This is a genomic window from Pseudoalteromonas sp. 19-MNA-CIBAN-0066 (genome assembly GCF_040308705.1).
Lineage (GTDB): Bacteria > Pseudomonadota > Gammaproteobacteria > Enterobacterales > Alteromonadaceae > Pseudoalteromonas > Pseudoalteromonas nigrifaciens.
In genome coordinates this window covers 1-12,037 of the sequence record NZ_JBEONZ010000024.1, presented here as the reverse complement: position 1 = coordinate 12,037, position 12,037 = coordinate 1, and the positions used below count along the sequence as shown (strand labels likewise).

Below are 12,037 nucleotides of genomic sequence, written 5' to 3'. Positions count from 1 at the left end.
TTAAAGCATCTGGGCAATTCAAGCCATGCTTTATTGAGTATAGAGGGCTAAATACCTAACTAAGGAGTAAAGCTTTATTTTCAAGCCTTAGCGTATAAATTCACCTTGAGAGCGCCAAAAAACAAATATATATCATTTAAATTACTTTTATAACATTTAACGCTTCATAAATGGTGCATTATCACACAACATATTTTTTTACTTTATCGTCACGAAAAGTTTTACTTATCGTTAGAGTCGCTTTCAGCATCAATTCGTAACACACTGTTTTTTAATGATTTAAAAAAACATTCTTAAAGACTTGAAATCGTTGCAGCCCCCTAAAATACTGGGGGTACTGAAGTTCATAAAGTTTAATAAACAGAGTTATCCACAGAAACCGTGGATAACTCATTCAAAGCCGCATTTATAAAGGGGTTACAGCGGATCAAATAAAATGCCGTATTAAACTTATCCACGTTACCAATATGAAAACTTTCTTGGGCTTTAATGTAAAGCTTGCTGTTAGCTGCAATCACCACCTTATTGAGCAACCTAAAGGTGTAAATAAAATTATTTAAGCTATTGATTGTGTTGTTTTTGTACAAACCTTTGCGATTGGCTAATTATTAACTAATAAGTAATTAAATAAAGATATTTTTAGTTTTTGCCGTATTCGTTTTTTATGGAATTTAAGTATTAAATCGATTTTAAGCGTTAAATTTTAAAAACCACTCTGCCTGTGTAAGCTCTTTACGGTAATGTTTTTGTAATATTGAGCGCTATTTTTAGGTGTAATGGCTGTTTTTTATATTTTAAATTAAGTAAATACGCCCTTTAATTTAATAATTTTTAAAACCAAAAGTACTTTTTCATAAAAATGACGCGCTTTAATTTTGGCATTTGTGCTATAAAACGTGCAGATCGAACACAAAAACAACGAATAGAGTTCTTTTTTGTATTTATGATCTTTTATGTGTTGACACTTTGCGGCTGGATCATTAATATTTCGCCCCGTTGAAAGGCAAGACGCTTCCCCCTTAGCTCAGTTGGTTAGAGCGACGGACTGTTAATCCGCAGGTCCCCCGTTCGAGTCGGGGAGGGGGAGCCAATTGCTAATAATTTCATAGACATTCCTCTCAATATCTACTACCCTTTCTGATTAATAACTAAAGTATATTCACTCAATTTTCGTGTTACGATTAGTTTATAAATCAAGGATTTGATTCCTTCCCTTTCTGACAATTAAAAGATTGAAAAAATGGCAGGCTTTAAAAAACTCATATTAATACAAATACTCTCTTGGTTAGCATGTGTTGCCGTTGGTAGTTATTTTATAGCTATTAGCTTTAATTACACAGTTAACGAAGCGCAAAAAAATGCACAAGCTACAGTCCAAAATTATATAGATGGTTTAACTTTATCTGATATATCAACAAACAATTTTAAACGCGCTATTACTAATAACGATACTTTTGCAAACTTCATCCTCAGAGACAATCAAGGAGCTGAAGTATTTAAAGTAACGCATTCCCCTGCACTGCCTTTTATTGCCGAATTTGTACAAACAAATTTTAACTCGGTACGTCCCCAGTTTGTAAGCGGTAGTAATACTGATATAAAAGTAGAATTTACACTTAATGTGCAACGTTTTGCACACTTATTACAAAGCGCGTTTTTTATTATTGTGCTTGTTAGTACTTTTTTAGTCCTTATTCCTATGGCGTTAATGAAGACCCTTTCTCATAGAGTAAATAAAAGAATTAGTATGGACGTGGCTGATGTTATTGATGTTTATATAAATCAAAACCAGTTAGATCATGACCTAGAAGTCAGCCTTGATACAAGCAGGCTCAAAAGCCAAGGAAAGAGCTTAGTTCCTAGCTTTAATCGTTTATCGCACTTTTTGAAAAGTAAAAATGAAGATCTGCAAAACGCAGCACTCACAATAAAACACCAAGCCTATAAAGATGGTGTAACCGATTTAGGCAATCGGAATATGTTTGTTGAGTATTATGAAAAAAATATAGAAAACAGCGAAAAAAGCACTTTTGGTACACTCGCTTTAATTAGGTGTAGTGAACTGCAATCTATTAACCAAACCCGCGGTTATCAAAAAGGTGATGAATACATTAAAGGTGTGGCTGATATTATTAAGCACATTAGTGGCACCTACACTGGCAGCCAAGTATTTAGACTTAATAGTTCTGATTTTGTAGCTGTATTACCTAATATACCGCTAAAAGAAGCCGAACGTTTTGGTGAAAACTTACAATCTCGCTTTACTCAGTATCAACAAACCCAAGAGCTCAGCTCAGTAGCTAATACTGGTATTGTGGGTTACGAAAAAGCAAAACCACTTGGTGAGTTACTTTCGGTAGTAGATAACGCCATGAGTATGGCGCAATCAAAACATGCAAACGCTTGGCATGTACAGCGCGAAAGCGATTTAATTAATAATGTAAGTGCTGGATTTGGTAATCAAAATTGGCGCAAAGTTATAAATGAAGTAATTGAAGCAAAACGTGTGCATTTAGTAATGCAAAATATTATGCCTTTGGGCAAAAATATTAAAGCGTATGCTGAGATTCAGGTACGATTTAAAACCGAAGATAATCAAATGCTACCTACAGCCTCATTTTTAGCCATGGCCGAAAAACTTGATATGGCTATAGAAATCGACAGGCTAATTATTGACTCATCACTTGAGAAAATAAAAAGCCGAAATCTTTCAGAAAAGTTTTTTGGTTTAAATGTTACGCCTTCAAGTGCGCACAACGACCAGTTTGTAATTTGGTTAGAACGCCGATTATTAAAAGATACCCATATTGCATCAAAACTTGTTTTTGAAGTAAGTGAATTTGGGCTACAACAAAACATTAAAGCGAGTAAACGCTTTATTGACATGATTCATCGCGTGGGTGCTCGCATAACAGTTGAGCGTTTTGGTGTTGGCTTAACATCGTTTAAGTTTTTCCGCGATTTAAAACCAGACTTTATTAAAATGGATGCCAGTTATACCCGCGGCCTAGAAGATGATAAAAACAATCAGTATTTTATGCGCTTAATGGTCGATTTAGCACACAGGATTGGTGTAAGTGTTTTTGCTGAAGGGGTCGAAAGCCAAGAAGAAAAGCACATTATAGAAACCCTGTGCTTAGATGGTGTACAAGGTTACTACATAGAAAAACCTAAAGACATTTGATATAAGGGCGTAGTTAACCCAAGTTCAGGTTATTTAATTAATAAAAAGAGCACTTGTTGCTCTTTTTTTGCTTTATTTTCAGTACTGTCACCCATACTAAAACCATAACGTTAAATAAACTCTACAAACAAATTACAGTAATTTTACATCTTCATTATGCGTTAATTATTTTACCTTATTTATTTGACTGATAACTACTCCACATGTTGTTTATCTCGGCAGAAAAAAGGATAATGCATTGGATTTTAATAGCGCGAGGCACACATGACAGAATATGTATTGTTATTGATTGGCACTGTTCTGGTTAATAACTTTGTATTAGTACAATTTTTAGGCTTGTGTCCGTTTATGGGCGTGTCGAGTAAACTAGACACGGCTATAGGTATGTCTTTGGCTACCACTTTTGTGCTTACCCTTGCCTCTGTAACCAGCTACTTAGTTAACCAATATATTTTAATACCGTTGGATATTACCTATTTACGCACCATGAGCTTTATTTTAGTGATTGCTGTAGTAGTACAATTTACCGAAATGGTAGTACGTAAAACAAGCCCTACTTTATATCGCTTGCTGGGTATTTTTTTACCCCTTATAACCACAAACTGTGCTGTGCTAGGCGTTGCATTACTTAACATTAAAGAAGATCACTCCTTTTTACAGTCGGCGGTTTATGGCTTTGGTGCCGCAGTTGGTTTTTCGTTAGTACTTGTATTGTTTGCTGCCCTGCGAGAGCGCCTTGCAGCGGCCGATGTTCCTACCCCCTTTAAAGGTGCCTCTATTGCCTTAATTACCGCAGGCTTAATGTCGATGGCATTTATGGGGTTTACCGGATTAGTGAAGTTTTAATATGACCTTGTTTTATGCATTAATAGCACTAGGCTCACTGGCATTAGTTTTTGGCCTAATTTTAGGATTTGCCGCTATCCGCTTTCGGGTAGAAAGTAACCCTATTGTTGAGCAAATTGATACCATTTTACCGCAAACTCAATGCGGCCAATGTGGCTACCCTGGCTGTAGGCCATACGCCGAAGCGATTGCCAATGGCGACGAAATAAACAAATGCCCACCTGGCGGCGAAGCTACTATGAAAAAGCTCGCCGAATTAATGGGCGTTGATCCCAAGCCCTTAGCTGGCGGAGAGCAAGCTGAACCAATTAAAACTGTGGCATATATTCGCGAAGACGAATGCATTGGCTGTACCAAGTGTATACAAGCATGCCCAGTTGACGCCATTGTTGGTGCAACTCGACAAATGCATACTGTATTAATTGACGAATGTACTGGCTGCGATTTATGCGTAGAGCCCTGCCCTGTAGATTGCATTGATATGCTCCCTGTAGCCGAAACTAAACAAAACTGGAAATGGCAGTTAAATGCAATTCCCGTTACACAAATAGATTAGAGGTTTGAGTGGATAAGTTACTTGAACAAATAAAAAAAGGGGTCGTTTGGCCATTCCCTGGCGGCGTTCACCCACCACAACAAAAATCACTCTCTAATAGTGCCAGTATTACTCGCTTGCCATTACCCGACAAACTCGTAGTTGCACTTAAACAACACATAGGCGCTAACGGTAAACTTATTGTTGAGAAAGGTCAGCACGTTTTAAAAGGCCAAGCTTTAACCATACCTAAAGCTAACTGGTCGGTGCCTATGCATGCGCCAACCTCAGGCACAATAGCCGACATAAAGTTAATGCCTTCGGCGCACCCTTCGGCCCTACCTGAACTTAGTGTAATAATTGAGCCCGATGGTAAAGATTTATGGTGCGAGCTTAACCCAATTAAAAACCCAGCAACGCTAAGCCACGATGAACTTATTAATATTATTCATCAAGCGGGCATTAGTGGTATGGGAGGCGCTGGTTTTCCAACTTATGTTAAAGCCGATACTAAGCAACCTATCGAGTTTTTAATTATTAATGCGGTTGAGTGCGAACCTTATATAACAGCTGATGACATGCTAATGCGCGAGCATGCCAAGCAAATAGTGCAAGGTATTGAGCTAATGCAACAACTGCTCAATCCTACGTTATGCATTGTGGGTATAGAGGACAACAAGCCAGAAGCAATTGCTGCAATGATACAAGCAGCGGAGCATAATAGCTTAATATTGGTGCAAAAAGTGCCCACTATTTATCCCTCTGGTGGCGAAAAACAGCTTATTAAACTGCTTACTAATCGCGAAGTACCTAATAATGGCATTCCGGCAGATGTTGGTATACTGGTACATAACACCGGTACTTTATTTGCTATACAACAAGCTGTTTATGAAGGTAAACCCTTAATTGAGCGCGTAGTCACAGTAACGGGTAATACTATTCATAAACCCGGAAATGTATGGGCTTTATTAGGCAGCGAAATAAAGCACTTGCTCGATTGCCAAGGTTTTTCGCCTGTACCACAGCAACAAGTAATTATGGGCGGCCCAATGATGGGCTTTACCCTACCAACAATTCGTATTGGCGTGGTAAAAACCACTAACTGTATACTCGCGCCCGATCATAAAGAGCTTGCAGAGCCCGGCCCAGAAAAAGCCTGTATACGCTGTAGTGCCTGTGCGGATGCTTGCCCTGCTTCTTTATTACCTCAGCAATTACAATGGTTTGCTAAGTCAAAAGAATACGACAAACTACAAGAACACAATTTGTTTGACTGCATAGAATGCGGCGCGTGTGCCTACGTTTGCCCAAGTGAAATACCGCTAGTGCAGTACTACCGGGTAGCCAAGGTAGAAATAAAAGAGCAGCAGGCAGAAAAAATTAAAGCAGATCGTGCTAAAGAGCGTTTTGATGCGCGAAAAGAGCGCCTTGATCGCGAACAAGCTGAGCGGCAAAATCGCCATAAACGTAAGCCTGCAGTTAAAACACCAGACGAAAAACAAAAAGTAGCCGATGCTTTAGCAAGAGTTAAAAGTAAATCAGCTAATAGCGATGAAAAATCAGCCGTAGCCGCTGCTATTGCCCGTGCTAAAGCTAAAAAGCAACAAGGCGATGCACTTGAACCTGATAATAGCGAAGTAGCAAAAGAACGCGCATTGCGTAAAGAACAAGCTCGACAATATAAAGAGCAAAAAGCACAAAGTGATGAGCCAGCAAGCCCTGATGATAAAAAATCAGCTGTAGCCGCAGCCATAGCTCGCGCTAAAGCTAAAAAGGCCGCACAACTAGCAAACGCTGAAAGTACAACTGACGATGCGCTGCAAAACGAGGCCCCCGTTGATGACAAAAAAGCTGCTGTAGCCGCTGCCATAGCTCGCGCTAAAGCTAAAAAGGCCGCGCAATTAGCAGACGCTGAAAGTACAACTGATGATGCGCTGCAAAACGAGGCCCCCGTTGATGACAAAAAAGCTGCTGTAGCCGCTGCCATTGCTCGCGCCAAAGCGAAAAAGGCCGCGAAAGCATTAGCCGATGCTGAAAGTACAACAGACGATGCACCGCAAAACGATGCACCCGTTGATGACAAAAAAGCTGCTGTAGCCGCAGCCATTGCTCGCGCCAAAGCGAAAAAGGCAGCGAAAGCATTAGCAGACGCTGACAATACAACAGACGATACACCACAAAACGATGCACCCGTTGATGACAAAAAAGCCGCTGTAGCCGCAGCCATTGCTCGCGCCAAAGCGAAAAAGGCCGCAAAAGCATTAGCCGATGCTGAAAGTACAACTGATGATGCGCAAGTAACGAGCGCTGTTGAGAATAACGACGCCGCATCTAGTACTAAAGCCGACGAGCCTAAAGCGAACGATGACAAGAAAAAAGCCGCAGTAGCTGCTGCTATTGCTCGAGCAAAAGCCAAAAAGTCTCAAAAAGAAGGAAATGATCAGTCGTGAAATTAACCATGGCCAGTTCGCCTCACAGCCATAGCCATAAATCGTTAACCCGATTAATGCTTTGCGTTATTGCTGCGTGTATTCCTGGGCTAATTGCTCAGATCATCTTTTTTGGTACAGGTGTGCTTATTCAGCTCATATTAGCGCTGATTGCTGTAAGTGTATTTGAAGCTGCAGTAATGCTACTTCGCAAACGCCCCGTTTGGCCCGCGTTAAGTGATGGCAGCGCGTGGCTTAGCGCAGTACTACTTGCATTGAGCATTCCGCCATTAGCCCCTTGGTGGATAGTTATTATTGGCTGTTTATTTGCCATCGTTATAGTTAAGCAGCTCTATGGTGGTTTAGGGTTTAATTTATTTAACCCTGCTATGGCCGCTTATGTATTATTATTAATTTCGTTTCCGGTACAAATGACCGCGTGGATGCCAATTACCGAGTTATTAAATACTCCGATTGGTTTTACCGAGCAGCTTAGGGTTGTTTTTACCGACTTTACTGCCACCGGTTTTAGTTTAGATCAAGTACGTGCAGGTATAGATGGTATTACTATGGCAACCCCACTGGACACTATTAAAACAGATATTGCCCATGGTTTAACCGTAACCGAAAGCATGCAAAAGCCGATATTTAATGAGTGGGCTGGACATGGATGGGTGTGGGTTAACTTAGGCTTTTTAGCCGGTGGTTTATACCTTTTAAAAGAAAAAATAATTAACTGGCATATCCCAGTAAGTTTTATTGCAAGCTTAGCGCTGTGCAGTGGCATAGGTTATATAGCAGCGCCCGGTACAGAGCCTGGCATAATACTTCATCTATTAAGTGGTGCCACTATGATGGCTGCATTTTTTATTGCTACCGATCCGGTGTCGGCTGCCACCACCAATAAAGGGCGCTTAATTTATGGCGCAGCTATTGGCTTATTAGTGTATTTAATTCGCACCTTTGGTGGCTTCCCTGATGCTGTTGCTTTTAGTGTATTACTGCTCAATATTGCTGTTCCCTTAATTGACTACTACACACAGCCGCGCACTTATGGCCACGGAGCAGCAAAATGATACTATCCTCTATGGCTAAAAACGGCGCTATTTTAACTGCTTTTGCATTAGTGACTACAGGGCTGGTTGCCTCTATTAATATGCTTACCGCCGATAAAATAGCAGAGCAAGAGCTATTGCACCTTACTTCACAATTACAAGAAGTGCTCGACCCGAGTACTTACGACAACGAGCTAACAACAGATTGCGTTATTATTTCAGATGAACGACTAGGCCCTTACGCTAATCAAATAGTTTACCGTGCCCGTAAAAACAATGAACCTGTAGCCCTTATTGTAAGGCACGTAACGCCAAGTGGTTACAGTGGTGATATTAACTTACTAACCGCGGTTTTAAGTGATGGTAGTATTGCCGGTGTGCGTACCACTAAGCACGAAGAAACTCCAGGCCTAGGCGATAAAGTAGAAGTTAAAAAATCACCGTGGATCACTAGCTTTAAAACGTTAACTGTACAAAGCAGTAGCGATGCACGTTGGGCGGTTAAAAAAGACGGTGGCCAGTTTGATCAATTTACCGGTGCAACTATTACACCTCGCGCTGTGGTTGGCTCGGTAAAAAATGCCGTATTATTTGCTCAAAGTGAATTTGATGCTATTTTTGCAGCACCTAATGCCCAATGTGTAGAGGTAACTAAATGAGTGAATTAAAAACACTATATAAAGACGGTATGTGGGTCAACAACCCTGCCCTAGTACAGCTATTAGGCCTTTGCCCATTGCTTGCTGTTACGTCTACAGTTACTAACGCACTTGGCTTAGGGCTGGCTACACTGCTTGTTTTAGTAGGTTCTAACATTAGTGTATCAATAGTGCGAAACTGGGTACCTAAAGATATTCGTATACCGGTATTTGTCATGATTATTGCCGGCTTTGTAACTATAGTGCAGCTATTAATGAACGCTTATACCTATGGGCTTTATCAGTCGTTAGGTATTTTTATTCCGTTAATTGTTACTAACTGCGCCATTATTGGTCGCGCTGAAGCATACGCATCTAAAAACCCAGTTCACTTATCGGCGTTTGATGGGCTAATGATGGGTTTGGGCTTTATGATTGTGCTTGTTGTTTTAGGCGCAATGCGCGAGCTAATTGGGCAAGGCACTTTATTTGATGCCGCCGACTTGTTACTTGGCCCTTGGGCACAAAGCCTACGCATTGAAGTATTTAGCTTTGATAATCAATTTTTACTCGCAATTTTACCACCGGGTGCCTTTTTAGGTCTTGGGCTACTTATTGCCGCTAAAAATGTAATTGACGCACAAATAAAGTCAAAACAAGTTACCCCACCAGAGCCTGAAAAAGGCCCTCGTGCTCGTGTTACTAGCTTAACTTAAAGGAAAAGCGCACATTAATAAGGTGTGCGCTTAAGTAATATGAATAAAGAAAAACGCCACCAAATTCTTACTCGCTTACGCGACGATAACCCGCATCCAGAAACCGAGCTTGAATACTCAAGCCCGTTTGAGTTACTTGTCGCTGTAACGCTCTCAGCGCAAGCAACCGATGTAGGCGTTAACAAAGCTACTCGAAAGTTGTTCCCTGTGGCTAACACACCACAAGCCATTTTAGATTTAGGCCACGATACACTGCGAGATTATATAAAAACCATCGGCTTATTTAATTCTAAAGCCGCAAACGTTTATAAAATGTGCCAAATTTTGGTGGATGAACACAACAGCATAGTTCCCGAAAACCGAGAAGCACTAGAAGCCCTACCAGGCGTCGGCCGAAAAACCGCAAACGTAGTACTCAACACCGCGTTTGGCTGGCTAAAGGATAATGAAGGTAGATACTTTTTAGCAGTAGATACTCACATCCAACGTCTTGCAAACCGTTCGGGTTACGCTAAAGGTAAAACTGTTGAGCAGACAGAACAGGCCATAATTAAAAATACGCCAAATAAAAAAGAGTTTATGTTTAACCTCCATCATTGGTTTATTTTACATGGGCGCTATACGTGTACAGCGAGAAAACCAAAATGTGGAAGCTGTATAATCGAGGATTTGTGTGACTATAAAGAGAAAACTGAGTCATAGCTAAGAGTAGTTACTTTTTAGTTAGTATAAACCTTTTAACAGCCACATTTTTTAGTTTCCATTTAATAAGTTGGCTATTTGGTTCTCATATGAGCCTTTATTAGGCCAGCACCAGTTAAATTGAAAATTTGCGTTAACTTAAGAATAATTTGAATTTAAGCAAGGTGTTGCAATTAGATTATGATTTATTAATTAGAGCCCAGCTTAAACCTAAAATTTAAATACAGAATTCATTGGAAGCTATTTCTGGTTTGTGCCAAAAGCAGCCCTTGAGTGACTTAGTGATAAAGGCTGCAATGATACGATTGCTGACATTTCACTATTTCTTTTTATGCCTTCTCATTGCCATTAATAGACTGTCATTTAGCTATCGCAACAACTTTGACCTTCTTGAATTGGCGGGCATTTCACTGTTCCATAAGAGCAATATACGCAACAATCGCCTTTCAAAGGCTTTAGGAGAACTTTGCAAGATTCACATTCATAATACCACTGGCAAGCGTTGATTGGCATTTCTTCAGTTTTACTGAAGCCACACTCAGGGCAAGTAATGGTAGAATTTAACTCTATACTTTGCATGTTTGCTCCTTCAAAGGTTTAACAATGTCTAATACGGACATTACAATCATCAAACAAATACCTACATAAAACAAATAAGTGCTCCATTCGTATTGCCATAGTGGATAGAGGGTTAACAAAACCGCTATAGGGCCAATAACCCCAAGAATACCTCTCGCATGATTTTGGTTTTTATACCAGTTATACAAATTTACCAACAATGCCAGAGTTGCAAATATAGGTAACAAGGTATTTACAGCAATTCCCTCAAAGTGAGAGAGAAAGCCTAATCCTAATGCTGATGCTAACGAGCCGAGTGCGGGGAAGCACCCCGTACAACTAAGAGCCGCAAGCCAAACACCACCTGAGCTAACTTTATCTAAAATCTTATTAATCATTTTTAACGTCTAACATTATTTGAATGATTTGAGTATGAACTCCGTAGGTAGGTACGGAGTCAATACTATTTTAGCGAATCGATTATTGGGCAGTGGGATTGATCGTTATTGTTGCGGCATGAATTAGTCATTTCTTTTATGACGACTTCTAAGCGTTGAAGGTCAGCTATCTTATTTTGAATTACGTTCAATTTCAGCAAGCCTAGGGATTCTACTTTGGCACAATCGCCATCCATTGACATCAATGAAGCCACTTCTTTTAGAGTAAAGCCAAGTGCTTTGGCCTTACAGATGAATTGTAATTGTTTGGTGATTGAGTCGTCATAGACACGATAACCATTTTGAGGTTTTTGAGGCTGTTTTATCAAGCCTTCCCGCTCATAAAACCGTATAGTTTCTACGCCTATATCAAGTTCTTTAGCCAACTTGCCTATTGTTTTCATCGTCCAACCATAAAATCAACTTTAATCATGACATTAGTATATCAATACGAAGTAAAATTGCTCGAACTACAATGACTGGTTTTCGCTCTTTTGAGGCATTCGCCTCAACACGTTTTGGGGCAAAGGTGAGTTATATTGATAAATCGTCGATGGACAAAAACGTTTTAGAGTATTCATCGCATTGAGCGGCGAACGAAAAGCCCGATTGACACATGAGCAAAGTAATAAGTAGCCATGCCAACCTACGCAGTTTTGATGTGCAATTAAAAATTGGCATGTTCTTATCAACTTTGCGCATTAAGCGCTCGCTGTCTTTCATTTCCAGCATCTTCGAGGATCATTTTTGCCCCGCGCAACACAACGCACGAAACTATCACACCGATAACCAGATCAGGCCATCGAGAATCGAGCCAAAACACCAAAGCGCCAGCAGAGATAACACCTAAGTTGGCAATCACATCGTTGGCTGAAAATATCCAGCTTGCCCGCATATGCACTTCTTCATTTCTTTGTTTGCGTATGATCACAAGACA

11 protein-coding genes, 1 tRNA gene and 1 pseudogene are annotated in these 12,037 nt (G+C 40.2%); 9 read left to right on the top strand and 4 right to left on the bottom strand.

From position 1 onward, the window contains the following. Positions 1–1,013: 1,013 nt before the first annotated feature. The 9 genes from AAEZ18_RS13265 (at position 1,014) to nth (ending at position 10,105) form a co-directional block, all read left to right on the top strand. Positions 1,014–1,090 (top strand) — tRNA-Asn (locus AAEZ18_RS13265). Between the two features lie 150 nt (positions 1,091–1,240). Continuing rightward, complete coding sequence (locus AAEZ18_RS13260; protein ID WP_011327792.1) at positions 1,241–3,184, top strand: EAL domain-containing protein; 1,944 nt, start codon at positions 1,241–1,243, stop codon at positions 3,182–3,184. Between the two features lie 264 nt (positions 3,185–3,448). Then, on the top strand, positions 3,449–4,030 hold the full coding sequence (gene rsxA, locus AAEZ18_RS13255; RefSeq protein ID WP_011327791.1) for an electron transport complex subunit RsxA: 582 nt from the start codon (positions 3,449–3,451) through the stop codon (positions 4,028–4,030). Position 4,031: 1 nt separating this feature from the next. Then, positions 4,032–4,586, top strand: coding sequence for an electron transport complex subunit RsxB (gene rsxB, locus AAEZ18_RS13250; RefSeq protein ID WP_011327790.1), 555 nt, complete (start codon positions 4,032–4,034; stop codon positions 4,584–4,586). A gap of 8 nt (positions 4,587–4,594) precedes the next feature. After that, entirely contained in the window at positions 4,595–7,015 is a 2,421-nt protein-coding gene (rsxC, locus tag AAEZ18_RS13245) for an electron transport complex subunit RsxC (protein ID WP_350595395.1), read from the top strand. Continuing rightward, positions 7,012–8,070, top strand: coding sequence for an electron transport complex subunit RsxD (gene rsxD, locus AAEZ18_RS13240; RefSeq protein ID WP_089367998.1), 1,059 nt, complete (start codon positions 7,012–7,014; stop codon positions 8,068–8,070). Before rsxC ends, rsxD begins: the two co-directional genes overlap by 4 nt. Further along, positions 8,067–8,708, top strand: a complete 642-nt coding sequence (rsxG, locus tag AAEZ18_RS13235; RefSeq protein ID WP_011327787.1) for an electron transport complex subunit RsxG — start codon at positions 8,067–8,069, stop codon at positions 8,706–8,708. Before rsxD ends, rsxG begins: the two co-directional genes overlap by 4 nt. Continuing rightward, positions 8,705–9,403 (top strand): electron transport complex subunit E, encoded by a 699-nt coding sequence (locus AAEZ18_RS13230; protein WP_089367996.1) that lies wholly within the window; start codon positions 8,705–8,707, stop codon positions 9,401–9,403. Before rsxG ends, AAEZ18_RS13230 begins: the two co-directional genes overlap by 4 nt. A 39-nt stretch (positions 9,404–9,442) precedes the next feature. Next, positions 9,443–10,105 (top strand): endonuclease III, encoded by a 663-nt coding sequence (gene nth / locus AAEZ18_RS13225; protein WP_089367995.1) that lies wholly within the window; start codon positions 9,443–9,445, stop codon positions 10,103–10,105. Between the two features lie 363 nt (positions 10,106–10,468). Here the strand turns inward: nth and AAEZ18_RS13220 are convergent, their stop codons facing one another. From AAEZ18_RS13220 to AAEZ18_RS13205, 4 genes and pseudogenes are all read right to left on the bottom strand, one after another. Next, positions 10,469–10,684 carry a GDCCVxC domain-containing (seleno)protein gene (locus AAEZ18_RS13220; RefSeq protein ID WP_089367994.1) on the bottom strand — a complete coding sequence of 72 codons (216 nt, stop codon included), beginning with the start codon at positions 10,682–10,684 and terminating at the stop codon, positions 10,469–10,471. Next, the gene (gene merC, locus AAEZ18_RS13215; RefSeq protein WP_024601094.1) at positions 10,672–11,061 is read right to left on the bottom strand and encodes an organomercurial transporter MerC; all 390 of its coding nucleotides are present in this window, start codon (positions 11,059–11,061) and stop codon (positions 10,672–10,674) included. Before merC ends, AAEZ18_RS13220 begins: the two co-directional genes overlap by 13 nt. A gap of 65 nt (positions 11,062–11,126) precedes the next feature. After that, positions 11,127–11,504 (bottom strand): MerR family transcriptional regulator, encoded by a 378-nt coding sequence (locus tag AAEZ18_RS13210; RefSeq protein ID WP_010557530.1) that lies wholly within the window; start codon positions 11,502–11,504, stop codon positions 11,127–11,129. Positions 11,505–11,788: 284 nt separating this feature from the next. Further along, positions 11,789–12,037: pseudogene (locus AAEZ18_RS13205) on the bottom strand (cation transporter); the annotation flags it as partial.

Excerpts from the sequence above, each read along its gene's own strand:
- AAEZ18_RS13260 (WP_011327792.1), top strand. The coding sequence starts at position 1,241 with ATGGCAGGCTTTAAAAAACTCATATTAATACAAATACTCTCTTGGTTA.
- rsxA (WP_011327791.1), top strand. The coding sequence starts at position 3,449 with ATGACAGAATATGTATTGTTATTGATTGGCACTGTTCTGGTTAATAAC.
- rsxB (WP_011327790.1), top strand. The coding sequence starts at position 4,032 with ATGACCTTGTTTTATGCATTAATAGCACTAGGCTCACTGGCATTAGTT.
- rsxG (WP_011327787.1), top strand. The coding sequence starts at position 8,067 with ATGATACTATCCTCTATGGCTAAAAACGGCGCTATTTTAACTGCTTTT.
- AAEZ18_RS13230 (WP_089367996.1), top strand. The coding sequence starts at position 8,705 with ATGAGTGAATTAAAAACACTATATAAAGACGGTATGTGGGTCAACAAC.
- nth (WP_089367995.1), top strand. The coding sequence starts at position 9,443 with ATGAATAAAGAAAAACGCCACCAAATTCTTACTCGCTTACGCGACGAT.
- AAEZ18_RS13220 (WP_089367994.1), bottom strand. The coding sequence starts at position 10,684 with ATGCAAAGTATAGAGTTAAATTCTACCATTACTTGCCCTGAGTGTGGC.
- merC (WP_024601094.1), bottom strand. The coding sequence starts at position 11,061 with ATGATTAATAAGATTTTAGATAAAGTTAGCTCAGGTGGTGTTTGGCTT.
- AAEZ18_RS13210 (WP_010557530.1), bottom strand. The coding sequence starts at position 11,504 with ATGAAAACAATAGGCAAGTTGGCTAAAGAACTTGATATAGGCGTAGAA.